Annotated in this window: 19 protein-coding genes; 4 read left to right on the top strand and 15 right to left on the bottom strand. The window is 57.4% G+C overall.

The features are described 5' to 3' along the window. Positions 1–61: 61 nt before the first annotated feature. The 11 genes from RSQ48_RS08865 to RSQ48_RS08815 all read right to left on the bottom strand — a co-directional run bounded on the left by RSQ48_RS08865 (position 62) and on the right by RSQ48_RS08815 (position 16,936). A complete protein-coding gene (locus RSQ48_RS08865; protein ID WP_094196751.1) occupies positions 62–3,199 on the bottom strand; it encodes a helicase-related protein in 3,138 nt (1,045 codons plus the stop codon). Then, entirely contained in the window at positions 3,189–5,042 is a 1,854-nt protein-coding gene (locus RSQ48_RS08860) for a phospholipase D family protein (RefSeq protein WP_415301686.1), read from the bottom strand. Before RSQ48_RS08860 ends, RSQ48_RS08865 begins: the two co-directional genes overlap by 11 nt. Next, positions 5,032–6,210 carry a DUF6361 family protein gene (locus RSQ48_RS08855; protein ID WP_415301685.1) on the bottom strand — a complete coding sequence of 393 codons (1,179 nt, stop codon included), beginning with the start codon at positions 6,208–6,210 and terminating at the stop codon, positions 5,032–5,034. Before RSQ48_RS08855 ends, RSQ48_RS08860 begins: the two co-directional genes overlap by 11 nt. A 4-nt stretch (positions 6,211–6,214) precedes the next feature. Beyond that, positions 6,215–9,616 (bottom strand): UvrD-helicase domain-containing protein, encoded by a 3,402-nt coding sequence (locus tag RSQ48_RS08850; RefSeq protein WP_415301684.1) that lies wholly within the window; start codon positions 9,614–9,616, stop codon positions 6,215–6,217. Beyond that, positions 9,613–12,267 (bottom strand): PD-(D/E)XK nuclease family protein, encoded by a 2,655-nt coding sequence (locus RSQ48_RS08845; RefSeq protein ID WP_199827814.1) that lies wholly within the window; start codon positions 12,265–12,267, stop codon positions 9,613–9,615. Before RSQ48_RS08845 ends, RSQ48_RS08850 begins: the two co-directional genes overlap by 4 nt. A gap of 564 nt (positions 12,268–12,831) precedes the next feature. Further along, positions 12,832–13,152 (bottom strand): H-NS family nucleoid-associated regulatory protein, encoded by a 321-nt coding sequence (locus RSQ48_RS08840; RefSeq protein WP_094196747.1) that lies wholly within the window; start codon positions 13,150–13,152, stop codon positions 12,832–12,834. 102 nt (positions 13,153–13,254) lie between these two features. Further along, on the bottom strand, positions 13,255–14,145 hold the full coding sequence (locus RSQ48_RS08835) for a hypothetical protein (protein WP_234354299.1): 891 nt from the start codon (positions 14,143–14,145) through the stop codon (positions 13,255–13,257). A gap of 11 nt (positions 14,146–14,156) precedes the next feature. Further along, on the bottom strand, positions 14,157–14,756 hold the full coding sequence (locus RSQ48_RS08830) for a hypothetical protein (protein ID WP_159063924.1): 600 nt from the start codon (positions 14,754–14,756) through the stop codon (positions 14,157–14,159). 12 nt (positions 14,757–14,768) lie between these two features. Continuing rightward, on the bottom strand, positions 14,769–15,527 hold the full coding sequence (locus RSQ48_RS08825) for a DsbC family protein (protein ID WP_094196744.1): 759 nt from the start codon (positions 15,525–15,527) through the stop codon (positions 14,769–14,771). 21 nt (positions 15,528–15,548) lie between these two features. Further along, positions 15,549–16,058, bottom strand: coding sequence for a PH domain-containing protein (locus RSQ48_RS08820; RefSeq protein WP_094196743.1), 510 nt, complete (start codon positions 16,056–16,058; stop codon positions 15,549–15,551). 71 nt (positions 16,059–16,129) lie between these two features. Beyond that, complete coding sequence (locus RSQ48_RS08815; protein WP_094196742.1) at positions 16,130–16,936, bottom strand: SprT-like domain-containing protein; 807 nt, start codon at positions 16,934–16,936, stop codon at positions 16,130–16,132. A 152-nt stretch (positions 16,937–17,088) separates the two neighbouring features. Between RSQ48_RS08815 and RSQ48_RS08810 the strand changes: the two genes are divergently transcribed. The 4 genes from RSQ48_RS08810 (at position 17,089) to RSQ48_RS08795 (ending at position 20,543) form a co-directional block, all read left to right on the top strand. Next, positions 17,089–17,460 (top strand): hypothetical protein, encoded by a 372-nt coding sequence (locus tag RSQ48_RS08810; protein WP_094196741.1) that lies wholly within the window; start codon positions 17,089–17,091, stop codon positions 17,458–17,460. Positions 17,461–17,688: 228 nt separating this feature from the next. Then, positions 17,689–17,841: an antitoxin MazE-like protein gene (locus tag RSQ48_RS08805; protein ID WP_234354429.1), complete on the top strand. Its 153-nt coding sequence runs from the start codon at positions 17,689–17,691 to the stop codon at positions 17,839–17,841. Beyond that, positions 17,838–18,164 (top strand): type II toxin-antitoxin system PemK/MazF family toxin, encoded by a 327-nt coding sequence (locus RSQ48_RS08800; protein ID WP_321216509.1) that lies wholly within the window; start codon positions 17,838–17,840, stop codon positions 18,162–18,164. The genes RSQ48_RS08805 and RSQ48_RS08800 overlap by 4 nt, the downstream gene beginning before the upstream one ends. Positions 18,165–18,674: 510 nt before the next feature. Further along, positions 18,675–20,543 carry a hypothetical protein gene (locus RSQ48_RS08795; protein ID WP_415301683.1) on the top strand — a complete coding sequence of 623 codons (1,869 nt, stop codon included), beginning with the start codon at positions 18,675–18,677 and terminating at the stop codon, positions 20,541–20,543. A 561-nt stretch (positions 20,544–21,104) separates the two neighbouring features. On the opposite strand, the gene RSQ48_RS08790 is transcribed toward RSQ48_RS08795, so the two are convergent. The 4 genes from RSQ48_RS08790 to RSQ48_RS08775 form a co-directional block, all read right to left on the bottom strand. Further along, entirely contained in the window at positions 21,105–22,403 is a 1,299-nt protein-coding gene (locus RSQ48_RS08790) for an RES family NAD+ phosphorylase (protein WP_415301682.1), read from the bottom strand. 460 nt (positions 22,404–22,863) lie between these two features. Beyond that, positions 22,864–24,492 (bottom strand): conjugal transfer protein TraG N-terminal domain-containing protein, encoded by a 1,629-nt coding sequence (locus RSQ48_RS08785; protein WP_415301681.1) that lies wholly within the window; start codon positions 24,490–24,492, stop codon positions 22,864–22,866. 15 nt (positions 24,493–24,507) lie between these two features. After that, positions 24,508–24,909, bottom strand: a complete 402-nt coding sequence (locus RSQ48_RS08780) for a hypothetical protein (protein ID WP_415301680.1) — start codon at positions 24,907–24,909, stop codon at positions 24,508–24,510. After that, on the bottom strand, positions 24,906–26,297 hold the full coding sequence (locus tag RSQ48_RS08775; RefSeq protein WP_415301679.1) for an integrating conjugative element protein: 1,392 nt from the start codon (positions 26,295–26,297) through the stop codon (positions 24,906–24,908). Before RSQ48_RS08775 ends, RSQ48_RS08780 begins: the two co-directional genes overlap by 4 nt. Positions 26,298–26,315 lie beyond the last annotated feature (18 nt).

The raw sequence follows: 26,315 nt of genomic DNA, 5'->3' as shown, positions 1-26,315 counted from the left end.
TAAGCTAGGTTTGGCGTAAGTAGCGATATAACTTCGACACATTACATATTTTTTGGGCGCACTAAATAGGTGAAGGTACAAGCTGAATTTGAAGATCTTCAAGATCCATAGTGTTCAAGCCATTTAATATGAGTGTATGAAGGTATTCTAGTAACTCATCTTGCCTTGGTTGCCCGAATGCAAGGCGATATATCGTTAGACTACGCTTAAGCCAAGCGAGCTGCTTAACTTCTTTGCTAAATGGAAGTATTGGCACGCGCCGTTCGACGCGCACGGAACCCTCGTAGATCCAGTAAGGGATGAGATCAGTGTCGACTACGGCCTCGGATCGCGCGCGTTCGAACATCAGCTTCCACGGGTCGTTAGGAGCATGCCCATGGTTCCGAACGACTGCGGCCTGCCGTTCAGCTAGGTTGAGGCGCACTGCATGGCCCTTGAAGCGGTGGACGCGGCCTTCGCGCTGCTCGAGGTCCACCGGATTGCTCGGTAAGTTCCAGTGATAGACGCGATAGCAATAGGGATGGAAGTCCAGCCCTTCCTGGCCGACTGACGTGGTGGCGAGAACGAATGGCCGGAACGGTGAGTTGAAGGCGTCGCGCACGCCTCCGAGCCGCGCGACGGTGCCGTCTTCGTCCTTGTAGTCGGCGAGCCGCATGGCGAAGCGTCCGCGCATTTGGAACTTCCTGATGGCGAGGGACTCTCCATCGACCCTTACGTCATCGACGTCGATCTGCGACGGGCGGATGGCCAGGGCCTGAGCCATGGTGTGGGCAACACCGATTGCGCGATCCTCGGCTGGGCGGGCCCCGAGACCTTCGGCATCGACGAGGTAATGTGCGTATTCGTCCAGGACGGCCTGTAGGTTGTGCTGGGCGCAATAGGTCAGCACGCGGCGCCAGTAGTGATCGTCGGTATCCCGTCGCAGCAAGGCGACCGCGTCATGCTGATTGAACAGCGCCCTGAACGACCAGGCGACTTTAGCCGCTGCGCTTAGCAAGCGCGGGTCATCCCACGCCAGCTCGGGCGCGATCCGCTTGAGGGCGCGAAGCGCGCAGACGGCCGGACTGCCGAGCGCGACGTCAACCAGCAGGTCCGAAAGATCGTCGGACAAAACGCCGATGTCGTGCGTCTTCACCGCTGTCACCAGCTCGGCGACATGGTCGTGGAAGGCGTCTTCGCTCGATAGGGCGTACATGCCATGGGGCGCTTCTAACCAGGCACGGGATCGCGCGCCCAGCAGATCATCGACCACGGCTGGGGCAGCCCACTCGGTGCTGTGTGCGTCCTGATGCGATACTGCGCCTTCCTCTAAAGCACCGAGAGCGGGCTTGAGGCGGTTGGCCACAGCCGAGCGCATTCCCTCCAACGATAAGGCGTCTCCCGTCTCGCTGAACACCACTAGCGGATCGGCCAGCTCGGCCAGCACCGGCGAGGGATAGATCAGCAGCAGTGCGCGCAGACCCGCGAGCCGGCCGTGATCCTGCCTGAACTGCAAGGGACGCAGGCGATGCTGCTCGAAATAGCGTCGGCCGGATTCACCGACGCCCATGCGCCGTTCGGCTTCGTAGGACAGCAGGGCTGCGATCGCATCGGGCACCATGGACCAGGACGAAAATATCAGCGCCTTGGTCAGCGGCGCCCCGGCTCGCTCTTCCCCGTAATAGGGCATGGCGGCGGGTATCCAGAGGTTCTGTTCCAGATGCTGGCCGAAGATGTCGTCCATGATCGCACGCATGCGACCGTTGGCCGGGTCCAGCGGCGCATAGGTGTCGATGGCGTCGTGATCGAGCATAGCCGGTCGAGCCGCCTGGATTGCTGTGCGGAGCTCGGCCGAGGGCGCGTCGATCTGGTCTCTCAGTAGTCGCTTCAGACTGTAGTGGCGCATGAAGTTAAGCAGATACGGCGAAGACTTCCAGTATTCGATTATCTCCGGCGCATCGAGCGTGCGCGCCACCTGAGAAACGGTGGATGCCTGCGCGAGGTCGGCGGGCGCGATCGAGACCGCAATGGGAGGCTCGCTCATCATAGAGTCGCGCTCGACCGTGGATGCGACCCGCTCGGTTCGAGCGATCACACGGCGCAGGCGCCGTTCGATGGTCTGGCGAGTCTCGACCGCTGAAGCATGTGACTGTGGCAGGGCATGCAAGAGGCCGCGGAAGGAGCGCATTTCACGCGCCAGTGTGGCTGCCACCTCCGGTCCCTTTTCCCGGCCGTAGAGGAAACTCAGGGTTTCGAGAAAGTCCTGATAGTGGTCGCCTTCGTCGGGCTCGTCGCCGGCGAGCGTTAACATCCGGTAGGGTGTGGCGGACAATAGCAAGGTGCGGGCGGCATGCCCGTCGCCTCCCGAGTAGTCGAACAGTTCGCGCGCGAGGATCGCCGCGTCGCTATCGCCATGCAGCAGATCCCGAAACCGCTGGAACTCGTCCATGATGATGAGGTCGGGTTGCAGCGCATCCACGCAGGCGTGGGACAGCTTGGTGCGGAGCCGGGCGACCAGGCTGTTGCGGGGCTGTGTCATTTCGGTGGGATAGGTGTCCCGGCGGCGCGGAAAGAGTTCGCAAATCCGTTCGAGTTCCTCGAAGAGGTAGCGATCCGCCTGCAAGTCGCGGCGGAAACGCTCGATGATGCGCTTGTCGACGCCTTCGAGGGTGAGGTTGTCCACAGCGCGGTTCCAACCCTCGACGCCGGCGGTGACCTGCAACAGGTTGCGCAGGCCGCGAGGGCGCGTAACGAGATCGTGCAGGAGATGGAACAGCAAGGCGCGTTCCTGCGTTATGCCCGTCGCGGAGCGTAGATCGAAGGTCGTGCCCGGCGTCAGGCTGATGAAGTTCACCCTGTTGGCGTCGAGGCCCGCCTGGTCACGTAATTGCAGGGGAACGAGCGTCATGCGGCTCGGCAGGGCCAACTCACGACGCCCGAGGACGTTCAGCCGGTTGAGGTTCTGGGCGGCGATTGCCTGGTTCGAGCAGATGTAGAGGATGTCGATCCGCTTAGTGTTGTCCCACAGGTGTTCGATCATGCGGGCGATGACTCCCCGCGCCACCATCGTCTTGCCGAGGCCGACTTCGTCGGCGACCAGGAACTGGCGGACAGGATCGTCCTGGCCATAGAGCCGATCAAAGACGTAGTCGACGGTGCGTCGCTGAAAGACTTTGAGGGGGGCGAGCGCTGTGTCGGCGCGAAACCGTTCATTCGGCATGCGCGGCATCCTGCGTGGCGAGTGCAATTCGGAATGTGTTCCAGAGTGCGCGGAACTCGGCCGGAATCGGATCGGTATCGTCGCCTTCGCCGGTTTCCAGACGTGCGATCAGCCGTTCGATGGCGCGAAGTTGACCCCCACCCCGGCAGAAGGCCCGAACCATCTCCTCAAGGATGGGTGCGTCGTCGCTTGACGCGCGCCAGGCGCCCTGACCTGAACCATCCTGCGTCGCGAGGGCAGCGGCGAAGGAATCGCCCAGTTCGGAGAGGAGTAGCCGGAGGTAGCGGAAGAAGGTGTCCTTGCTGTTGATCACCCAGCGAAGGATGGCGGCGTGGCGCTCTGCGGGCAGCCCCACCATCTTGAGCCCGGTGCTGAACAGGATCGAGATGCCTTCCGTTTCGTCCGTCAGGTGACAGGCGAGAAACCGGGTAAGATCGACCAAGGACATTACACCAAGGTCGGCGGGCTGTCCCTGTCGGAGCGGCTCAAGCACATCGCGCGCATGTCCTTCGCCCCGCGTGATTGGCCAAACTCGCAGCGCACCGAGTCCGGCAAGGGTTAGCGGTTCGGATGGGATCAGCAAGACCCGCCAGACCGTCGCGCCATCGGCGGCGAGCTCACCGCGCTCGCAACGCAGCGTGGGGCCGCTGCGGCAGATCTCGCGCCGGGCCTGATCCAAACGAGCCTCGGCGGCTCGTTGCTTGGCATCGGCGGCTCCCGTCTCGTTGCGGACGAACGGGCGCGTCAGCCGGCCAAACCCCTTGTCGCCAAGGATCTCCTCGACGCTGCCAACCCGCGATCGTTTCCCGGTCAAGGTGGTGAATATCTCGACATTGTTGCCGGTCAGCAGCGCCGGCCGCGTGGCGTTTCCCGACCCGACCGTGATCGTTGTGTCCCAGCCGCGTTCGGCGATGAACGCCTTGGCATGGAGCCCTTGCTGGGCCGCTGCGTCTTCCTCGCCATCTTCTGTGGCCGCCATTTCGTCGAGCACGGCCACGCGGGCAAAGCCATCGAGTGTGGCGCCGGGTACCTGGGCAAGTTCGTCGGATCGCCCGATGAAGATGGGTTTTTCGGCGCTGGCCAGACCGGCGAGCATCGACAAGGTTTGATCGTCGCAGAACGGCGAGACTACGCCCAGCCGAACGCAGGGTTCCGGGCGCCATGGCTTTCCGCCGAGCCCATTGACGGCGAAGGAGACGCTCTGGAACGGTTCGGGCAGGCTCCATTCGGCGCGGCGCATGTCTTCGGCCAGGTCATCGACAAGCGTCTTCGTTCCGTCGGGAACGCCGACGGTCGCGAGGTCGGGAAGCTGGCGAAGGAAGTCGGCGACCGGGCGGTTGGCGGCTTTGGGCTGCCTGGTGATCACGCCATCGAGGGTGGCAGCGATGTCCCATGAGCGATCGCGCGTCAGGTTTCTGGAGAGAATGAGCAGCCGCATGCGGGCAGGGTCTTCGGGTTGCAGCGGCTTGAAGCGCAGCGCCCACATCTTGGGGTGGAAGGCCCCGCCTTGAGGGGCGGCGACCTCGACGATGATGCGTTCGAGCAGCGAACAAAGGCGGGAATGTGGCCGGGCGCTCGCCTGGATATGGCCAGCGTCTGTGAAGACGACGAGGCGGCCAGCGATGCGCTCGGCGCCTTCCAGCAGCGCCAGAGGATGAGAGAGAATGTCGTTGCGGTTCTCTGCGGCGAAGAGCGCCAGACTGACCGGTACGGCGAGCGCGGTCTCGAAGTCGAGTGAGAAGGTCGTCGCGACCGCCGCGTCGAAGACATAGCCCGCCGGCGGCTGAAGATTGGCGCCGTAGAGCGTTCGCTGTTCGGGATCGAGGCTGCGTCTATTCAGCATGGGCTAGATCCCGCAGGTGGGATTTGGCCTGCGCCCAGCGGAAGCTGAGGCGGTCTGCGCCCGATGCGCCGGTCCAGCGGTCACGGACTGCGTGATTGGCGTAGCGGGACTGGCTGGTCTTGAGCCTGCGTTCGCGCTCCTCGACGAGCCGCCGCGCTGCGGGAGCCGAGATTACCTGCTCCGTCCCGGCCAGAACCAGATCGCGCCACTCATTCACGAACCGCTTTGCGGCCGGTCGGACGGCGTGCGCCGGATGCTCCACGACATTCCAGAAATCATCGAGCGACCACGCGCGGACGGCGCCGGGATCGAGTTCGTCGCTCCAGGTTTCAAGCCGAGCGCGATAGTCCTCGATCCAGTCGTCACGCTGGCGCAGCTCGCTGAGCGCGAGGTTATAGAGCAGCGCGGCGCCGTGCATCACATGGGAGAAGATTTCCCCATGCTGGACGAGGCGGCGCGCTGCGGATGGAAATGCCGACAGATTGGGGTGCGTCCAGATGTAGTCGCAGTCCGCGTCGATGCCTTCGCGCGCCAGCATCGTGAGCAGTGCGGTGGGCTGGCTGGCGATCAGGCGGTCGATGAGGAATTGCGCCTCGTAGGTGGTCAGGCGGAAGACGGCGTGCTCAAGCAGGTCGCCGGGCATCTGGGGCAAGGCTGGATTCCATACGACGGGCGTCTGGTCGCCGGCCAGAGCGTCTTCGCCGCTGGATGCGCCGCGCGACCGGCCACGGCCCCGCAAGGCGACGAACAGACTGTCGAGCGAGCCCGGAAAGACGCGGATGCCCCACGCGCCCAGGCCAACCCAATAGACGGAACTCGGCAACCGCTGGAGCCGTGGTCCTGCATCCCGGCCGATGATGCCGTTGGACTCACCGCCGGCTTTCAGGGCGTCGGCAAGGCGGATTTCGGTGTCGCGCGCCTCGGTGCGGAGCTGCGCTTCAGGGACTTCGCGCTTTTCCAGCGCCCGATAGATCCAGGGAATGAACAGCATGTATCGCAGGCGCGTCTGGATCGTGCTCGTGCCCGGAAAGAGGTGATCGGCGATGGAATCCCGGATCGCCCCTAGCCCCAGTTCGTCGCGGGTCTCGCGCTCCTGAAAGAGCGCCATGATGCGCTGCGCGCGATGCCGCTCGGCTTCATCGAAATCGATCCAGGCAAGAGATGACATGGGCTCAGGCCGCCTCGCTCTCGGTCGGTTTCGTCGGCAGGACGGGAATGATGGTGCCTGGGGTCATCAGTACGATCAGGCCGCGCCCGGCGCCGGTCATGTCGAGATAGGCACGCACCTGCGCGCGATAATGATCGAGCGTTCCCGGCGCTGGCGTCACATCGCTTTTCCAGTCCACAACGACGGCGGGGCGGCCCTCGGCCGTCAGGGTCAGGGCATCAGCGATCCCGGCCGTTGCGGTTTCCACGCCATCGGCCGCCTGTGCGGAATAGACGGGAAATTCGGCGAGAAGGCCCGGCCGCAGGGACGCGATGTCAGGCAGAGCCAGGGCCCGGGCCACACAGGCCGCCAATTCCTGCGCCGACAGCCCCGTCGCTGGGTCGGCGACCGGAGACTGGCCGAGGGCGCGGATGAGGTGGTCAGCCCGTTCGGTCAGGGCGGCTTCCTCCTCCTGGGTTTCGCCGGTCAGCACCTCTTCCATGAGCTTGTGGAGGATCAGCCCGCGTTCGCGGCCGCCCTGCACCGGGGCGACGGCATCCAGCTCGGGAGGCTGGTCGTCGCCCGATCCTGTCCAGAGGGCCGCCTCTTCTTCTCGCATCACGGTCCCGGCGGCGTTTTCGTCACGGCTGGGCGCGAGCCAAGTCAACCGCGTCTGCGCGGCCGCGATGGCTTCGGCTTCGGCGGCGAAGCTCGCGCGCGTTTGGGTGTTGCCCGCGCCCGCGCCTGCGGCGGCGAGACCAGCAGGCAGGTGAGAGACGTCCAGGCTGGGCAGGTCGGCGAGCGACAGATCGACGAGACCGATCCAGGCCGATTTCGACGGCGTGGCGTCGAGCCGGGGCAAGACGAGGAGTTCGCGGGCGCGAGTGGCCGCGACATACCAGAGCCGGATGCGTTCGCGGTCCAGTTCCTCCTTCTCCGCCTGGCGCGCGGTTTCGTAGCCCTCGGGTACGACGCCCAGGACCGGGCAATAGAAGGTCTCGGCCTGGCGGTCGATCACGGCGCTCTCGGGCGCCATGACGCCGGTCATGGTGTTTACCGGAATGACGATCGGCCATTCTAGTCCCTTGGCCGCGTGCATGGTGAAGAGCGCGACCGCTTCCTCCTGGGCGTCGGGCCGTCCCTCGACGGCGCGGGCCTCGTCGGACCACGCCGCTGTCATCGCCTCGGCGAAGGCGCGCAAACCGCGCACGGCGTAGCCGGTCGACAGGCTGAGATAGAGATCGATATTGGCAAGCGCACGTTCGGCATGGCCGCGATGGCGCTCGAGGAGGAGCGGGCGGACGCGCAACACATCCACGGCCTGCGAGAGCAGCTCGTGCGGGGTCGTGCTGTTGCCGCGCCGGGAGAGCGATTGCAGCCGCTCGATGACGTCGCGCGCGAGCGGGTGCGCGATGACGGCGGGATCGATGCTGAGATCCAGACGCGGAATCCGATCTGGCTGTTCCTCCGAGCGCGGAAGCCCCCAGATCATGTCCAGTAGGTCTTCTTCGGTGAGTCCGACCAGAGGCCCGCGCAGCAGCGCGCCGAGCGCCAGCGTGTCGCGGCGGTCGGCCAGAACGCGGGTCAGCGCGATCAGATCCTGCACCTCCTGGCGGCGGAACAGCCCCTTGCCGGCTTGTGTCGCCACGGGGATGCCGCGGCGTTCCAGGGCTTCCTCATAGCGCCACAGCTCCGCGCCGGTTGGCGCCAGCAAGGCGATGTCGCCCGGCTGGCAGGGGCGCTCGGCGCCGCTGCGACGGTCGATGATGGGGTGGCCTTCGATCAGCCGGGCGCACAGCTCGGCGATGGCGTCGGCTTCAGCATCGCGCTGCTGTTCAGCGCTGGCCTTGCTGTTTTCGTCGGCCACGGCGATGTCGAGAGCCGCCACGCACAGGCCGCCCCGATCGTCATGGAATGAGTCGAGAGCGGTGAAGCCCGGCTGGCCATCGGCCGAGAGAGCAGCCTCGAAGCGCTCGTTGACGAAGGTGAGGATCGAGGCGCAGGAGCGGAAGTTGGTGGAGATCGACAGAAGGCTGTCGGGGTCCTGGGCGCGGAAGGCGTCGCGCGCCTGAACATAGGCGCCGACGTCGGCGCCCCGGAAGCGATAGATCGCCTGCTTCGGGTCGCCGACCAGGAAGAGCGCGCCCGGCCGGATTTGGAAGCGGGTCCAATCGTCATCGCCATCTACCGGTTCGCCACACAGCCGCCAGAAGATTTCGGTTTGCAGGGGATCGGTGTCCTGAAACTCGTCGACGAGGATATGGGCGAAACGCTGTCCCAGCGCCTGGCGCACGGCGTCGTGGTCGCGCAGCAAGTCGCGCGCGGCGAAAATCAGATCGTCGAAATCGAGCTGGGCGCTGGCGCGCTTGTGGTCGCGATAGCGTTGCAGGATCGGCCGCGCTTCGTCGATCAGCGCGGCTAGGGCATGGCCGGCGACGGCCTGCGCCAACGCGACCCAAGCGTCGCAACAGGCGGTGTAGTGGGTCTCGGCGGCGTCGTTCAGCCGGTCGCCATCGACCTTGGAGAGACCGGTCTGTTTGGCCGTGGCGGCCCATTTGCCCTTCTTGCGGTAGGAGGCGAAAGCGCCGGTCTTGGTGCAAAGATCCGGGTGGGGCCGCGCGATCAGGAGCCGAACGAGGCCTGCGGGCGTCGCGGGATCGGGACCGTTCGCCACGGCAGTCGCCATTTCAGCCAGCCGCTCGACGATCGTCACCGTTTCCGGCTCGGCCGCCGCCGTGCCATCCATGAAGTTCGCGAAATCCGCCGTGGCCTGCCGGAACGCCATGAGGTGGCCGCCAAGTGGAGAGACGGGCGGGGCCGTGAGCGTGGGGCGACGGCGTATATTCTCGGCGATCTTATGGATGAGCGCCACGGTCTCGCCGGGGCTATGCAGCACCAGCTCGGCCAGGATACCGCCCTGACCGCCGGACAGGCGTTCGCGCAGCCAGCCATCGACAATCTCAAGGAAGGTGAGGTCGGCCTGATTGCGATCCATAACGCCGGCGCCGGGATCGATGTCGGCCTCCGCCGGATAGGGCTTGATCAGGCGCTGGCAGAAGCCGTGGATGGTCGAGCAGGTGATTTCGTCGATCGCGGCGCTGGCGGCGGCGAGATTGTCGCGATGGGTCTGGGATAGCCCATCGGGCAGCGCCACACGCAGCTCGGTCGCGATCGTGCCGGCTGAGAGATCGGCAATGAATTCGCGGACACGTAATAGCAGCTCGCTCGCGGCGAGTTCGGTGAAGGTGACGGCGGCGATGGAGCGCGGCGCGACGCCTTCGGCCAGCATGGCGGCGATGCGTCCGGCCATGACGGCGGTCTTGCCTGAGCCCGCGCCGGCCTCGACCAGGATCGAGCGATCATGGAGGCTGATTGCATCGCGGCGCGCGCCGTCGTCCTTCAACACCTTGGACATGCTGCTCATCATTCCGCCTCCCAGACCTGAGCGACTTCACCAAGCCGCTCCGTGACGGCCGGCATTTTGCGTTTGCAATAGGTGGCGCTGGCGTTGGCCGGCAGGGCGAAAGCGAGATCGTCATAGTCGCCACCGCTATCCGGGCCAGGCAGGGCCGCGCCTCCGGCAAGACTCGACCGTGCCGCGCGCAGATAGCCTGTGATCTCCTCGAGCACGGCCTCGGGATCGTCGAGCTGGAGATTGACAGGCTCGCGCGGATAGAGCAGCGAGGCGCTGATGGCGACATCGTCTCCGAGGAGCGCCTTCACCGCGAAGGCATAGAGACAGCGCTGAAGCTCTCGTCCACCATTGAGGCGGATGTCGCCGCGCGGCGGCCGTCCGGTCTTATAGTCCCGCACGAGGGCGCGCTTGCCGTCGCCCGAGATGTCGAGCCGGTCGATATAGCCGGCGATGTTGAAGCCCGTGTCGGGAATCGCGACTGGCTCGCTCGCATCCCAAGGCGTTTCCGCGTCGGATTTCGGCTCCAAGCCGCCGAAGGGAACCTCTCCGTAGGAGCGTGCGCCCGGCAGGACATCATCACCATAGGACAAGGCGCGACCCGCCATCACGCGGGCGTCGTCGAGCGTGCGGCTCCAGATGACGGCCGGCGGAACTGGACGCTCGCTTTCCCAATCGGCGGCGACGGCTTGTACGGCCCGCGCCACCGCTGCTTCGATGGCCTCGGCGTCGGCGGAGGCAAGACCGCCTCCGGTTTCAAGGTTGCGCAAGGCGCGGTCGAGAACCAAGTGAACGAGATCGCCGATCCCGAGCGCATCGAGCACGAGCGGTTCGGTGCTGCTCTGCGGTTCACTCCATCCGAACGCGTAGACCCACACGAAACTCAGCGGATTGCGCAGCAGGCGGCGCAGCGAGCTGGCCGACTGGGTGCGGCCGAGGATGGCGAGAACGAGCGGATGATCTGCTCGCACGAGCCCGTCGTGGGGAGTAATATCGGCCTGCCGCCAGTCGCGCCAGCAGCCCTGCGCACCGAGCGCTTGCGGATCGGCTGCGAACTCTTGGGGCCGGGCCATGAGGCGGTCTGTTTCGCTGAAGGCGTGCGCCGGTGTCGCGTTGCGGCGCAGATAGGTTTCGTCGTCACGCCCGGCGAGCAGAGGGCTGCGACCCAGGAGACGCCCGTCGCTGTCGCGCCGGGCGCGCGACAGAACGACGGTGTCGGCCGTCGTGGCGAGGATTGTCTCGAAGTCGCGGCGGTCGGCGAGGTTGACCGGCAGCGGGTCGAGCACCTGGGTCGGGATGATATGGCCCGGGATCAGCCGGTCCTCGGCGATCCCGCGCGGCCAGCGCGAGGAATTAAGCCCGAGGAGCCGCACGAAGCGGCGGGGCGATGCCGCGAGCGCGCTGGCCGGCATCCAGGCGACGCAGACGCACGCTTCCAGACCGTCGTCCTGCTTCAGGGTTTCCAGTGTGGCGTCGATCGAGGCGGCGGGGCCGGCGAGCAGAGCCTTGCGCCAGATCGCCAGCGCGCGGCCCTTGAGGAAGGCTTCTCCGATCTCGCTGGCGGCCGCCGATCCTTTCACAAGGGTCTCGACCGCCGTGCGCAGCGCCGCAACGTGGTCGGCGCCGTCGGGCCAGTCTTCCGGCGTCAGCCGGGCCAGCAGGCGATTCCAGGCGCCTAGTGTCGAGAGCGGCGCATCGGTCGGCAGCACCCGCAACCAGCCTTCGGGCAGGGTCTCGAAAGGCCCGCTGTCCCGGCAGAGCGCCGCGAGGCGGCGCAGCCGCGACTGCGACAGACCGCGAACTACGATGTCGGCCAGCGCCGCAGCCGCCTGGCCCTCGCGAGTGGCGACGGTGCGGATGCCATGGATGAAGTGAAGGTCGATGTTGGCGTCGGCGCGCAGGGCCAGGAAATGATCGTCATAGTCGGCGGGCGAAGCGGTCGCGATGGCGATTTCCGAAGCCGGGATACCCGAGGCGAGCAGGCTGCGCGCCCAGCGCATCGCCTCAATGGCCTCGTGATAGGCCGTCGCCGCGCTGGCTGCACTGATTCCCGGCGCATGCGCCGGTGCGCGCGCGACCGTGACGCCGGTGCCGTCCAGCCATGCGGGAACGCTCCTCGGGCCGGCCGTCCATCGCACGGGGATATGGGCAGTGAGCGCCTGGAGCAGCGACCGCCAACAGGGCGAAAGTTCGGTGAGGCCGACGATCTCCAATGGGCCGAGGAGTGCCGGGGCATGACCAATACGTGCGGTTGCGGCGGCGACGATGTCGAGAGGCCGCATCATGCCGGGCGGAAGCTGGTCGAGGACGGCCGCTTCAATCTGTGCCATAGCGGCGAGACGCGGATGATCGGTCGCGCGTACGGTAAGATCGATGCCCGCACGCCAGGCTTTATGGAGCGTGTCGGCCACCGCATCGATCATGCCAGGGAGAGCCTTGATGTTCTCCAGCTCCCCCATCGGCGTGGCGGGCAAGGCGGCCTGGATGGCCGCGCGCAGGCTCTCATCGTCGATAGGGCGGGTGAAGCCGCCCGCCAGCCGGACGGCGGCCTGCTCAAAGGACATGATCTGGAGGCCGTGGCGATTATGACGACTCGCCGCTAGTCTATGCTCCTGCATGGCTAGGCGGCCATGAACGATTAAAGTGGATCGCTGTGCAGTATTCATGATCGCCCCCCTGTCTATATGCTGTATCGCTGTGTGAAGTAGTTTGCCAATGCCCTTTGTCGGTGAGACTGCTTCTAGTAACGCTCACCAATTTGGCAGTCAGGCTAGAAGGTATATCCGCATTGAGCTCTTGCGTTTCCTCCACGGAAATTCCAGCGATGTCTTATCCTAAGAATCATTACGCTTTGTTACGTGGTACCTGTATATTAGCTTCCGCTATTAGAAATTACTACAAGCAAGGGCGCGTTAGTATGAAACCCAATTGGGTTCAAATGGTAAAGCGGATAGAAATCTTCGGTGCACTTGTAATCGCTAGTTGCGTGGCCAGGGCCGACTGTTCGTGAACCTTACGGACTGAATGCTTTGCCAAGACTTAACTGCCGCAGCGCTGCTGAGAAGGAGAGGGATTGCCTACCCAAGTCGACGTATACAAGATCGTGGTTGGGCAGGCTGAAGAGGTTTATCGCCGAACCCGCTCGGGCTCTGTGCCGATGAACGCTGTACCGGTGCTTTAGCCAAACTGCCTCCTTGATTCCTGGGGATATTTATCTTTAAAAAGTGATTTCAGTCATTATCCACAACAAAGTCTTCACGGGAACGGCCTTCCGATTCAATTTGCTTGATCCATGTCGGCGTGCGTCCTCTACCAGTCCACGTATGACCATCTGGGTGCTGATACCTGATTTTCGATACTGCTTTCGTCTTTAACGGGTTTTTGTGAAACGCCTGGGCAATATCTTCAGGTGTTAGGTCGTGCTCCTTCATCGAGCGAAGAATATCGCTGATTACTTTAGATCTTGTTTTCTGTTTCAATTTATCGGCATCACGTTGTAGTCGAGCAATTTCATTTTTTATTTCGGTGATGGAATTAAATTCTTTTCTCATGCGTTCCTCTTTATTATCTCTCAACCGGCGAAACTGAGAGGTGGCCTTTCTAACGTGGATGTTGGCCAGGCACCAGCGGCCTGGCTAACTTTTTTTCGTGAGTTAGAACAACGACATCACAACAATGAATGACATTCCGATCATGATGGTTTTCTGTACGCCACTTACAAGCTCAACCTTTTCGATTGAACCAGTTGAGTAGTTTCGAAAAAGCGCCGTAATAAACGACATCAAGATAAGGGTAACAAAAGCAGTTGATATCGCAAAAATGATCGCTCTTAAATTGCCCATGCTGACGCCAGATCCAGATGCAAATCCTTGCTCCAGGCTTTCGGTTAAAGGCAGGCAGGCTTCACCTTCACGGATACACGGATCGACGGGTGGTCGGTAGGTGCCACCTTGATCAGGGTTTGGTCGAACGATGTCGTCTACTGGATCGCCGTTATTACCCGTAGGCGGGCCATTTCGTATACGGTCAGCCATTTTGCAGATGGTCGTCCCATTGATATCCGCAAAGCCGTTACAACTGCCTGAGTTGATCATTTTCTGGCAATTCCCGATTCCGAGCTGGACGCATGCCAGTACCATATCACCATCGACTTCTCGGCCATCGAACGTTCCCAGTCCCGCAAGAGTCTTGGGAGCCCGTGCTTGCATGGCATCAGTGGTCAGTTTTGTCCAAGCATCGACTTGGCGTTGCAAGTCCCAAGTTGCAAAATCATCAGGGGTTGTTTTTGCATATTCACGGATATTGGTTTTGTTCATCTGCAGGATGCCTGTACAACAAGACCCGTTATAGATGTCAAGCTGCCCACTCGATTCAAACATGGCCAACCGGCCTACGGCATCCGCATTTGCCTTGAGCCATGGGCTGGCGTTGGGTGAGTTGCGGACAGCATCCGCCACTTGTGCTGCCGTAAGAAGTGCTGCTGCGAATGCTACCGCTGAGGCTGTATATAAAAGCCACCCTGAGATCGATCGCTTGCGTATCACTATTTTGCCTTTTATTGGATTCGTAGGGTTCTATCGCACGATTTCACGTGCTTGCCATGTTGGATAATGCGAAAATAAGCAGTCATCGTGTTTCGGTCGAAAGCAATTTGAGATTGATTGATTTCTCCCGGTTTATCAGCTGGCTCAGGATAGAGATGGCAGTATTCAGGAAAATCCTTCGATACGGACTTGCTGCTATTCATTTGAGTCACGCGCATCGGGCAGACGGAATACATATCTTCAATTCCACGACCGTTGGCGGGAGGAATGCAGCCATTAGAAAAACCGGAGCTAAAGATTGAAAAAACGAATTGGCTCCCGTTTACTGAATACGGTTTTATTAAGATGAAAGACGCCATTTTCGATCCGGGCGTTAAGCCAGATCCAGTTGATTTAATTTCCTTTTCCCAAATATTTCTAGCAAGACTCATTTCCGCACGAGAAGCGTGAGGAAGCTCCATAGATCCTGTATTAAAACCGACCACCGTCATCGGCTCCCACTTAAGCCCAGGCGGAAGATTGCTTTGGCTGTTAGTGCCTTGTGCCTGTGCTAGGTTAGAAATTACTAGCGAGAATGAAAATGCGATGCTGGCTAATTTATTAAACTTCATCTTTATCTTCCCTTAGTTTTTTGATAACTCTGAAGCATCTAATTCTGCAATAAATTGCTCGGGAGGTGTTGCGCCAACTAACCGCTTTCCGTTGCCCAATATAACTGTAGGTGTGTTAGCGATATTGTTTGCTTCTCCAAACTTTAAAATCTCCACCAGACCAGAAATGTCGCAGTCCTCACGGCCATCAATATTTCGACCATTCATGACCATGTTCCAAGCGGTGTTTCGGTCTGTTGAACACCAAGCTTTACGGGCAATGGGGGCTGATTGCGGGTCAATAACGGGAAAGACAAATCGATAGACCGTTACGTTTTCCAGTTGATCGACGAATTTTGTGAACACGCGGCAGATGGGGCAGAGCGGATCCTCAAAGACGGCCATCTTGCGTTGTCCGTTGCCATGGACTTGCACAATGGCTTGACTCAGCGGTAGTGATTCCCATGGGATTGTGTTGAGCTTTTCAAGGGCTGGTGCGGTCACATCGCGGCGGTCTTTCATGTCCATGAGGGCGCCGCCGACAAATGCGTACCGCCCGGTCGAGTCGCTGTAGAAAATCTCGTTGCCACTGGTGACCTGGTAGATGCCGGCAATAGGCGTGGTTGAGATGCTATCGATGGGGACAGAACCTTGAGTGTGTTCCTCAATAGCTGCTTGCACGTCAGACGGTACGCCTTGAGCCCAGGACGCTGTGGCCAGTCCCAGGCTAAGGCTTGCACTGGCTGCCAGGCGAATCAGCAAAGAAGAATGGGAATAGGTTGAGGTAAGCATTGTTCGGAAGAATCCTGGTTTTCAGTAATCAAAGGCGCGAACGCCTCGGGCGACACGGCATTGTTCGACCGCGTCACGAATAAGTTGGGAGACGTGCTGAGGGCTAGCGATCGCGCTGATGTGCACGGTCGGCGTCGAGGCGTCAGTGGTTTGCAAAACGACACGGCCACGGCCGAACAGGGCTTGAAAGAGGGTGCCGGAAACGGCGATGTCTTTTACCCGGTATAACTCCAGGGTTTCGACACGTTTGACGAGGATCCCGCTGTACTCCAGTAGGCGTTGGTTCGTCAGTTCATAGCGATGATTGGCAACCTTAAGGTATCGGTAGATCGCCCACAGGACAGGAATGACTGTCCAGCAGAACAGGATAGCGACAATGAACCAGCCCGCATTGATGAGCTGGCCTTCTGTGCCTACCCAGATAAGTTCTGTCTCTCGCGTGGATGGAGGAGGCGCAATGTGGCTGGCAGCTGCCTGTGATAGTGGAGTAGGAGTGTCGAATGGGTCCATGTGGCCACTGTAGGGCCGCATGAAGTGTGTGTCTGTTCAAACCCTTGGGCACATAACCAAGGGTTTCGACTTGACAAGCCTTTAAATCAATTCTAGGCCGATTCGCTGTTGGTGCTTAGTCGAGCTGCGTCCGGCGATGTGAATGGGCTTTCACAGGATCCGCAGATAATCTTCAACTTTGGTTTACCCCAGACGCTTGTGCCGCATGGGCAGACGTACTTCCATCGGTTTGAATTGCCGGTGGGTTTTACTGGCATACTCTCGTCGCCCTGGGCGGCGTTGCTTGTGGAGGTGGCACTGGATGCCAAAGCTTGAGTGAGTGCTGGAAGTGCGATGTATGGAGGAGCTCCACCTCCTACTGAGATGTCCAAGCGCTCAGCGGCGCTACGAGGTGCGTCGGCATGTGAGAAGCGATCGTACCAGGTCAGACAAAATGACTGGGTGAGCAGATCGGCGCATGCTTTCACAAATTTGCCATCCTCAATCGCATAATCAGCCATGAGTTGGCCAGTGCGAGCGCCACCAGGTTGGCCAGTCGAAGAGGGCATCAGTCCAATCGCTTCCATCTTCGAGGCCCACTCTTCATTGTGATACCTGCCACGCCCAGGCTTGCCGAAATGGAATTGCCAGAGATGGCACATTTCATGCACCAAAGTCTGCATGGTTTCGATCAAGGGCACGACAGCAAAGTAGGCCGGGTTCATCGCTATTTCGTCTGTATAGGTGCCTTGAGCATCTACAAATCGCTGGCTTGAGAAATAGCCCATTGAGCGTTTCTCGCGTTGCAAGGTAATCAGGCAGTTAGGCAACCTACCGTCGTATAGGGCGCGATTGAAATGATCGTAGGCTTGTTGCAGCTCGGTATATGTTTGATGGGTCGGTACCGTTTTCTTGTTCATGGTGGTCTTAATGTATGAATTTGTATTGCACAATACACTACATTTGTCGTCAAAGCATTGGCCGAATTTGAGGCTGAAGATAGTTAAACTAGTCACTGCGTGAGATCTCGTGCTCTTGAAACTGCAGTTTTTTAAAGCCTATATGGATTGAAATGAGTACATCCAACATTGAGGCCCTGGCCAGCATTTGGGCACGGATTGCTGAGGAAACGGAATTCCCGACCGACTACGAAGGGACGGCCACGCCTGCGGCACACCAAGCCAGCGTAGCAATACAGGAGCGGATTCGGGAGCATATCGTCGCGACCAACGACATGCGGCTGTTCGGCCTGCTGCACTTGCTGGGGCAGGCGTCGCTGCGTATGGAGCAGGTGCTATGGCCGGAGGAATACGAGCAGATGGCCCGCGAGGTTGAAGAAGCTCTGGGTGAAGTCAGTGATCCCAATGCCAGGTTGTACACCCATGAGGAAGTGATGCAGGTGATGCAAGAGCGGAACCACCAGGCACGAAGCAAGCCCCGTTGATGGGGTGATGCAATTGATGGCTGTTTCGGCCTGAGCGGGTGACGCTGGGCTATCGATCACGAACTCAAGGGGCCTTGTCTTGGCGTTGCAGAACTACTACCGAGGCATGTTGCATGTAACGGATGATGGCCGTACTATAAGTGCATAGTTATGGAGATCAAGATGGCAAATGTAAACGCGAGAGTGCAGAAGCACCGAGATTCGCTCCGGCAAGCAGGATTGCGCCCAGTGCAGCTTTGGGTGCCTGATACACGTCGGCCTGATTTTGCGGCGGAATGCCGTCGTCAGGCGCTGCGGGTAGCCAAGGCAGATAAGGCTGACGTGGATACAGAACATTTTATGGATGAGGCTCTGGCTGACCTGGATGGTTGGACAGAATGAGGCGTGGGGATCTAGTTACTGTTGCAATGCAGGGGGATTTTGGAAAGCCTCGTCCTGCGTTAGTGATCCAGGCGGATTTGTTCGCTGCCCATTCCTCGGTCACAGTACTTCCAGTGACCAGCACAATTGTGAATGCGCCCTTATTGCGCATTAGCATTCAGCCAGACCCAGAAAATGGTCTACAAAAACCATCACAAATCATGATCGATAAGGCATTGACCGTTAAACGAGATAAGATTGGCCAAGCCTTTGGATCTATTAGTGCTGATACACTGGTGGAAATTGAACGGTGCCTTGCTGTTTTCTTGGGAATCGCTAAGTAATACCGAGTGTGAGGAGGGTTAAGGTATATGAAATATGCTTTGAAACTAGCAAGTCATGGAAGTATATTTTTTGCAAGGATGATGTGGATCGGGCTAATGCTCGTGATTGATTTTTTTCTATTATTAATAAGCTCTAGTAATAATAAAACTCTGAATAAACTGGCCGCGCCAGAAGTCCCTGATCCATTGGATCGTGGGCATCCCAACTGGGAGTTTTATTGGGGGGACCATGAGTGACCGAGTTGTTTCTCAATGATTGTTTTCGGCCAGAAGCGCCCCTTCTGTATCCCGAACTGAACGGCTGCCTCAGATTTAACGGATAAACCTGCCAGACCTCAGAAAACCTGCGGATGCATGACCGAACCATTAGCTGACCAAGCATTCCCCAGTTTTGCTTAATGCCGAAGACACTGATGTAAAGCTGTGATACGAGATGGTCAATAATTTTAAAAAAATATAAGTCGCCACACCAGTAAAAACGTATGAGTGGCTAGAACGGGAAGGATAAAAATGACAATGGATTCTCCAGCCGTCCAGGTTGCGACAACCGCAACTCAAGCATGGGACATGCTTTGCAAAAGGGGGCTTGAAATACCAGGGAGAGATGATGATCTGGTAGAGTTGCTCTGTTATGCTTTAAGAGCGAGTCAGGGACAAGATCAAGATTCAACATTAGATAAAATGTTGCAATCGATATCTTTGGAAGAGTTCATCCGAGCATTTTTCCAATCAGCCACGCCATACGTTGATATGCTCAAGGACATCCTAAGATGGTTCGAGCAGGCGGATGCAAAGAAGGGGCCGCATGGGTGGAAGTTAGCATGGGATGGCGGAGATATTCAGGAGCTGAAACATTTCCGGGAATCGTTGAGAAAACTGGAAAAATGCACAGCTATGGTGGAGCTCCCGGCTATCTCCTTCGATAATTGCTGGAAACTCATTGAGCACTTGGGAAAGGCTCCGAGTGCTCAGCGTGCGCGCAGGCTGGTCTTCGATGAAAACTATCAGTCCCTGCCGAAGTCGGCGCAGAACTTCGCGTATTTCTATAAGTATGCATTCGATATTTCTCAGATTTCTCCACTAGGAGCATCTTGTGATTCTTGGTTGATAGATGTCTGGAATATCATTCGCTGTGCGACCTTGCAGTTAAATCAAATAGGAATTTCAGGTCAACTTAAGGCTCGCGAAAACGCGCAAAAGCTGAACTACGCAAGGACAAAGGAAGATGGCTTGGCTGTTGATAGCCTATGCACGAACGAGACAGATTATTGGCTGCTGCAATTAATAGCCTGCGCGAGCGCTATCGTGGATTCACACGCTGAGCAGACGCTGATCTGCAACGAAATGGAAGCATTTTTTGACTCAATGGAACGCAGGAGCTTTGTTACCGAGGTCAGCGTCGAGTCTTTCACTACCTTTCTCGATCTTCCTCTTTGGGAACGCAGGCATGAGTTCTTTTCTGCATGGATCGCCACCAGGATCATTGATGCTTGCGGTGAGCATGAGCAAGAGTTGTTACATGAAAAGGGAGTCATCACTCTTCCATTTAGATGCACCGAGGTTGCGCGTGTCCTGACGGCGAATCCAGTGCGAACCTTGTTCTCAGAGCGACGATCACCTTTGAGCAACCCAAAGGGAAAAGGGAGGTCGCAAAACGTTCAACCCGACTTCAGCATCTGGCACTCCACGCCCGCAGGTGACTTATGCGACCTAGTTGTAGAAGTGAAGCATTATCTGCGTCCGGCTAAGACCAACTGGGTTCATGTCATCGAAGATTACGCAGATGCTCATCCGATGGCAACCATCGTTTTACTCAACTATGGGAAGCCTGGTAACGCGATGAGCGCGGTCCGTTCCGATGTCAAGAGTCGCTGCCAACTGATTGGTAATCTTAGGCCAGGGCAGCCTTCTGCGATTGCAGTACTGTCTGATCTAGTCAAACGAGCGGTAGGCCCTGTGTTTCGAACTGCTCACAAGGGCGTGAGGTGTGCAAGTGATACGCCCATGGCGGTGATCCTTGATCGATCCTTTTCAATGAAGCTGGCTTTTGAAGCACGGCGCGAAATTCTTACGCGGCAAGTGGAGGTATTTGGGGCCTCCCATGTTGGTGTTGCAACCATAGATGCCAATGTAATTTGGCAGGCAAAAGACTGTGGAGTTCATGCGGTTGCCGACTCTCAGGGCAACAGTGAAACACGGTTCACCGAGGTCATTTCTAATTTCTTAGACAGTTTTTCGGAAGTAATTTTCATTACCGACGATGAAGGTAATTCCAACCTTGATCGAGAAGAACTCTGTGTTCGCGAGGTAATGCCAGCTCAGGAAGGAGTCCGTGTGTTGCAAATCGCCTTGCGTCAGGTCAAAAACGAACCATCTTAATGTAAGCTCGCGCCGAGCCAATTAAAGTGCCGACTCCACAAGCAGCGGATGGCCCCGAAGCATTTGACGGCAACTCCAGACGGGTGGCTGCAATACTAATCCAAAGATTTTGAAGTCACGCAATGGTCTCAAGAGAGCTCCGAAGTAAGGAGCGGAGGAATAATAGGGAAAGATCAAGCGTAAGTATGGCAAAAGCTCCTCCATGGAAAAGGAGCAAGGATCATCAGCTTCAGCTGTGAGGCGGACGCTCAAAAAATGCATCAAGGTGTCGGCTTAGGGGCGGTTTTGCTCACCATACTTTGGTTGTAATCGGCCAGGAGCGGACTGTCCGTGCATCCATGAATTTTAAGGTTTGGCTAAAACAAAGAAGAAAGGCTTTCGCCAATGAAGTCGACTAAATTCAATCTGTTTAGCTGACCAATATTCTCCAGCGGCTTGCTGCTTATTTATAATTTATTGTTAGGTCTTACATGAGAGTTATAAGCTACTTGCGTCAATACAAATTTGACGCACTCTTGAATCGCCCCGGGAATCAGTGATTTGCTGGATAATATTGAATGACTATGGAATATTTAATCTTCTCCTATCTAGGTCAGCCATAAATAGATCGTTTATCCTGTGGTAGTCTTTTGAATTCGTTACAATCGCCGTTATTTTGTGAAATGTGAGTGAGCCCTTAACGAACATCAATCGGGGCGGTTCTTCCAAGGAGTTCTCCACATTGATTGACGGCATTGGAGGTGGCTGCTTTTTTGCACCAAAGAGGTCCTCATAAGGCAAGTAGGCTTCCTTGCTTACGATGCTGCATTCAGGAAAGATGACGGCATTTCTTCCCTTCCCTCCAGTCTGTACCGAGGGATAAATCAACCCGTCAACCTGGCCTTGGAACTTCAGCCGAAGATACTCGAAGACAACCTGAGTGGACAGATAGCTCAGTTCATCATTTCGTCCCTTGGGTTTGGACATCTTGTTAACTAAGGACTTCAGGAAAGCCGTGAGGTGCACCGAGTGGATGTAATCTTCATCCATGATGGTTAGCTTGGCGTCCACCTCCTGATCGAGACTGCTTAAGTTGAGAAGACTCATAGGAGCTGCTGGGGTCAGTCCAGCGGAAACAACAAAGTCTCCAGTTATTGCCCGGATCTCACTGAGGCATGTCTCGCGCTCAAACCCACAGTACATCGCAGAGATGCCAGATGGTGTCATGCGCTGGCTTCCAGTCCCCCCCCGAGGTGGCGGACCAAACTGATTTGCTGGATCGTCTTCCAGCTTCCTGGCCGCATCGTAGTCAGCCACAGTGCGCGCACGGTAAAGGACATCACCATGATTCACTACCGTAATACACTCCGGCTTCAGTTTTCCATCGCTCCTCACTATGCGACTAAAAACAGTATCGAGGAATTCTTTTGCTTTCGGGTTGAAAAACCTGTGTGAATGACTTATCCCACTGATAAATTTGCTCCACTCATCTTCAATGAAATTTCGCTCTAGATTTCCATCATCTCGGAAGTAGTTGACGTCGATTCCTTTTTCGTCTCTTTTATAACTTTCCGGCGCGTACTCGTAGATGTCATTGGTGACGCTAGCATTGTCTATCCCTAACCACTCTGCGACAACGACATCAAAGAAGGCCGCATCAATGTCATCTGAGCCGCCATCATAAAAAGACCAATACTCGAACTGCGATAGATCCTTGTCCAACGCAGTGTTTTTATCCAAGCAAGCGAGGATATATTCAAAAACCGCCTGTTTTTTGGTGCAAATTTTTTCTTTCCTGCAGTAGGCGCATGTACCACTTGCACCATTACCAGTGACAAACCTTCTTAATGGTTCAATTTCAACGCAATCTATACAAATCATGGCGACCTTGTGGTTGACCGGAAAATTATAATGGCTGACGGTTAGTTATCCTAACTTTCAGCGATATGCTTGCTTGAAAAAGGTCGTCGAGTTCAACGGATAAATGACGATTCAGTTGCCGCCAACATTTTTTGATAGCAAGTCTTTTGCCATGCCGCCGAGGCTTGACTCCTGCACCTCAGAGACGACATTAATCTATCAAAGCGTACGAACCCAATCAATGGTGGTCGGCATTGCCCACCCACTCTCGAGCAATCGATTCCAAGAACGAAGTAGTAGACCGACACCCGTTGCGTTGAACGCCCAGTGCAGGGCGTTGCTGCCGTTCAGGTACTACATTGCGAATGACTCAGATCAGTCTTCAACGGATATTGAATGATGGAAACTAAATTTTCGCTTTGGGTCATTTCTTGTCTGACAGAGTTTGTTAGTTCAAGTCTGGGTTTATATAAATTAAGCTTTACTTCTTTCCACCAAAAATTTTCCCTAGTAACGGCACTCGTCCCGAGCTTGCAGCAACGTTACCACCATCACTCATCACTCTTTCTATACCCCCCGCAACTTTGAGTCCAGCCCAAGCCATCATCGACGACCAAATGACCGGTAGACCGACATACAGCGAAAGTAAAATCGTGTTTAAAACCATTCTCTTGTAGCCAGCCGGAATAGCTCCTTTATCGATCATCATGGCTTCTTGGACAAATATATTGCCCAGCGCGCCAGGGTACATGGCATTGATTAGGTGGCCGTCGATCCAGGTGGCGATGTACCACATCGACGCCCACATTTTGATAGTAAGAATGGCCATGGCACCTAAGAACAACACGCGAAGACTGAAGCCGCTGACCAAGGTGGCCAAGGGAAGAAAAGCGTAGATACCCATGAGGACCAATGCCTGGATCATCGGTAACGAAGTCACTAATGGCATCCACGCCATGCTGGCCATGAAAGCTGCGCCTCCTACGCCGAGCGTGCTCCCAGCGCCCGTTATCGTTCGACCTGCGACTGTAGCAGCGTCATAAGGGGTTCCCATCATCTGGTCGAAATCAACAAAGACTGGATTGGCTGCGGTTGATGCTAGCCGAGCCACTTCATCCTTTTGCTTATCGAACGACGTAAATGTGAGGACGTTCGCCGCTCTGGATGCGAAGGCTCGAACACCTGGGCTGCCATCGATCAGCTTTTCCCGTAGCCGATCCTCCCACCATTGCTTGCAGGTTGGGCGTCCAAACTCTGGGTTTACCGCGCCGGTGACTTGTGGATCCACGTCGCTCGATGGGTCGTAGTACTCCGTATCGCGGGAGTAATCGATCGCAAAACCAGTTACTGGAGCACGACTGCGCATGGAGGCGTAATACCCAGGCTCAGTTCTGAAAAACTGGCTGCCCATCCAATCCACATCAGTTGGCCCATAGTCGGTATTGGATTCTGCCAAGATCGAGGCACCTGATGCACTGATTCTGCTGCGATCGCTGCGGAGATACTGACTGCGTGCCGGGATAAAGCATTCGCTATAAAACCGTTGCACATCACCGAGCAACGCGGGGTCTTCGATTGTGGCATTCTTGGCCATATCCTCCAGAACCCGCATATCAGAGCCGGAGTTATTCATGCCATTGCGAAAGGCATTGTTTATCCCAGAGCTGATGGACATGATGGAGTACCACCATAGGGGCACGTTACTCAGCCCGCTGGCCTGGCTCATACTTCCATCAAGAGCGTCGCGCAGTGCTGTATCGTAGGTGCTACCGCTGGCTCCAGGCGTAGCCTCTACAGGGTTAGGGTTGTCAATTGAAGGAGGAGGTATGTACGACAAGCGCGCATACGTTAGGCTTGTGATGGGCGATGTGAAAAAGCAGACCGACATCACAAATAGCATGACGATGAGCTGTGTCTGTACGCTTTTGATGACACCCATTACACCGATGTCTTGCATTCCCCGCTGGCCAGCTTCGCGCCAGGCATTGAGAATTATCACCAGAAAAGGGATGACGACCAAACCCGTACCGGTGACTATCTCGCCAAAAATATTGGCAAAAGCCCACCCGTAGAAAGTGGTAAAGAGTTCGAGGTAACTGTCTAGTTGCATGGCTTATACCCCCACCTAAGCCGTAATGAGCGCTATTACCAAGCGCCAGATACGGTCGAGGCCAATCGGGATCAAGATTAAGTACAGTGCGATAAATGCGGCCACCTTGCGGCGGCTGGCCAGCACGGCGTCATATTCGAATTCTTGAACAATATGTCTGGCTTGAAGCCAGCGAACGACGGCTGGCCAGCGCCCGATTATGAGTAGTGCTGCCATACATTGAGCGATAGCACCGATATCTCGCACTGACGTCGTTCCCTCAAGCAGGGTCAGGAGTTTATGTTCCTGGCCGATAAATGACTGTGCTAGTGCGCCGAGCAGCCCAATGAGCAGCAGAAATCCGGCCATACCGATAGCGAGCCATACCAAGGCTCGCCACAGCCAGCTGCGTTTTTTGGTGAAAGCGACTTGTGTCATAGTCCAGGCACCCGTCCACCCACTGCTGGGGCAGGATCAACAGGGTTCCCACCCGGTACGTTCAGTGATTGTGTGTCAATGGCGGACTGGGTGTTGATGATCGACAATGCCGTCTGGGACGTTAGATCCTTGCGGATCCGAGCCTCATACATCAAGTCGTCAATGTAGCCACTTAAGCGATCGACCGAGGCCTGAGTGTTTTGGATGGCATCTCCTGCGGCCGTCACCTCCGGTAATGTCAGGCCTGTCATCAACACGCTACGCGCCACCAACGCTTTATTGATCACCCGGTGCATCGCCATTTCCTGAGCAATGCGGTTCACAGCGATGCTGCGGGTGTCAGGCGGCATCGCCCGTAATGAGTCAAGCAACTGGGGAGATACGGCAAAGCCAGGAGCTGAGATTTCTGCGAGATCGGCATACGTGGCCGAGTTCGATGGGTTGGCCATTGCCTCGAGCTTAGGCTGGACGAAATCGACTTCGGCTTCATATTTGGGCCCCAGGCCGCTGGAGGTCACGACCGTGGTTGGGGCGGGGCAGTGATGTTGCCCGCAGGTATAGACCTTCTGATCCCCTAGGACTTCGGTTGTCCATTGGGCCAGTTCTGCCGGCGATTTAAACGCACGAACCAGACGAGAGTTCTTCTCGGCTGGAGAATTACTGTAGTCCGTGGTTTCCGATGCGGTGATTGGTTTGTTGAGGGTAGCGTTATAGCCTGCCACAGAGAGATCTCGCACCGGCTCAATGGGGCGGCCTCCTACCCCCCCGGCATTCTGGCCAAACACCCATGGCACTCCAGCTTTATTTGCCTCTTCATTTTTCTCAATGTCGATTTTCGCCTGGTAAATATCACCTTGCGCAGAGGCCTTGATCTTCCAGCCTTCGCCTTTGGCCATCTTGATCCAATCTTCATAGGGGTTCTGGCCCGCTTTGACCATGGCCTCCATCTCTTCGCAGGATTTAAGGCTGGCCCCAAGCAGGAGATCCACTTTTTGCGAATAGTTTTGGAAAATCTGATACAGGCCTGGCTGTGCGCGTTGCAAGACGTATAAGGGGAGGGCAGCGATACCAGATTGAATCGCCCCAGTCACCGTCTGGCCCAGGTTGTTGAGGTTGTTCATGATGTTGGCCCAAGATAGGCCTATATCAAACTTGCCACATGAATAGTTCAGTCGAGCATTTCCTCCAAAGCCTAAGTTGTGTGCGACCTGGCCGCGATAATTGGCAGAGCCGCCAGGCGAGCCGCCTCCCATTCGGTAATACAGCGAAGAGCCGCGTACGGGTTGCGCGTAGGCGTCGGGCATCACGCTCATGGAGGTCATCGCAAGCGCCAGCATCATGGCGGCTGGTTTCAAGCGCAGTGTGAACGGGCGTTGTGGTTGTTGCATAGATATTCTCGTCCTTCG

It is taken from the genome of Alcaligenes sp. SJTW-7, from assembly GCF_047716895.1.
GTDB lineage: Bacteria > Pseudomonadota > Gammaproteobacteria > Burkholderiales > Burkholderiaceae_B > Alcaligenes > Alcaligenes ammonioxydans.
Note: the sequence above shows the minus strand (reverse complement) of the source record. Positions and strands in the feature narration are given on the sequence as shown.

What these genes read in the sequence shown, in the direction of transcription:
- RSQ48_RS08865 (WP_094196751.1), bottom strand. Translation starts at nt 3,199, where the DNA reads ATGCCGAATGAACGGTTTCGCGCCGACACAGCGCTCGCCCCCCTCAAA.
- RSQ48_RS08860 (WP_415301686.1), bottom strand. Translation starts at nt 5,042, where the DNA reads ATGCTGAATAGACGCAGCCTCGATCCCGAACAGCGAACGCTCTACGGC.
- RSQ48_RS08855 (WP_415301685.1), bottom strand. Translation starts at nt 6,210, where the DNA reads ATGTCATCTCTTGCCTGGATCGATTTCGATGAAGCCGAGCGGCATCGC.
- RSQ48_RS08850 (WP_415301684.1), bottom strand. Translation starts at nt 9,616, where the DNA reads ATGATGAGCAGCATGTCCAAGGTGTTGAAGGACGACGGCGCGCGCCGC.
- RSQ48_RS08845 (WP_199827814.1), bottom strand. Translation starts at nt 12,267, where the DNA reads ATGAATACTGCACAGCGATCCACTTTAATCGTTCATGGCCGCCTAGCC.
- RSQ48_RS08840 (WP_094196747.1), bottom strand. Translation starts at nt 13,152, where the DNA reads ATGAGAAAAGAATTTAATTCCATCACCGAAATAAAAAATGAAATTGCT.
- RSQ48_RS08830 (WP_159063924.1), bottom strand. Translation starts at nt 14,756, where the DNA reads ATGAAGTTTAATAAATTAGCCAGCATCGCATTTTCATTCTCGCTAGTA.
- RSQ48_RS08825 (WP_094196744.1), bottom strand. Translation starts at nt 15,527, where the DNA reads ATGCTTACCTCAACCTATTCCCATTCTTCTTTGCTGATTCGCCTGGCA.
- RSQ48_RS08820 (WP_094196743.1), bottom strand. Translation starts at nt 16,058, where the DNA reads ATGCGGCCCTACAGTGGCCACATGGACCCATTCGACACTCCTACTCCA.
- RSQ48_RS08815 (WP_094196742.1), bottom strand. Translation starts at nt 16,936, where the DNA reads ATGAACAAGAAAACGGTACCGACCCATCAAACATATACCGAGCTGCAA.
- RSQ48_RS08810 (WP_094196741.1), top strand. Translation starts at nt 17,089, where the DNA reads ATGAGTACATCCAACATTGAGGCCCTGGCCAGCATTTGGGCACGGATT.
- RSQ48_RS08800 (WP_321216509.1), top strand. Translation starts at nt 17,838, where the DNA reads ATGAGGCGTGGGGATCTAGTTACTGTTGCAATGCAGGGGGATTTTGGA.
- RSQ48_RS08795 (WP_415301683.1), top strand. Translation starts at nt 18,675, where the DNA reads ATGACAATGGATTCTCCAGCCGTCCAGGTTGCGACAACCGCAACTCAA.
- RSQ48_RS08790 (WP_415301682.1), bottom strand. Translation starts at nt 22,403, where the DNA reads ATGATTTGTATAGATTGCGTTGAAATTGAACCATTAAGAAGGTTTGTC.
- RSQ48_RS08785 (WP_415301681.1), bottom strand. Translation starts at nt 24,492, where the DNA reads ATGCAACTAGACAGTTACCTCGAACTCTTTACCACTTTCTACGGGTGG.
- RSQ48_RS08780 (WP_415301680.1), bottom strand. Translation starts at nt 24,909, where the DNA reads ATGACACAAGTCGCTTTCACCAAAAAACGCAGCTGGCTGTGGCGAGCC.
- RSQ48_RS08775 (WP_415301679.1), bottom strand. Translation starts at nt 26,297, where the DNA reads ATGCAACAACCACAACGCCCGTTCACACTGCGCTTGAAACCAGCCGCC.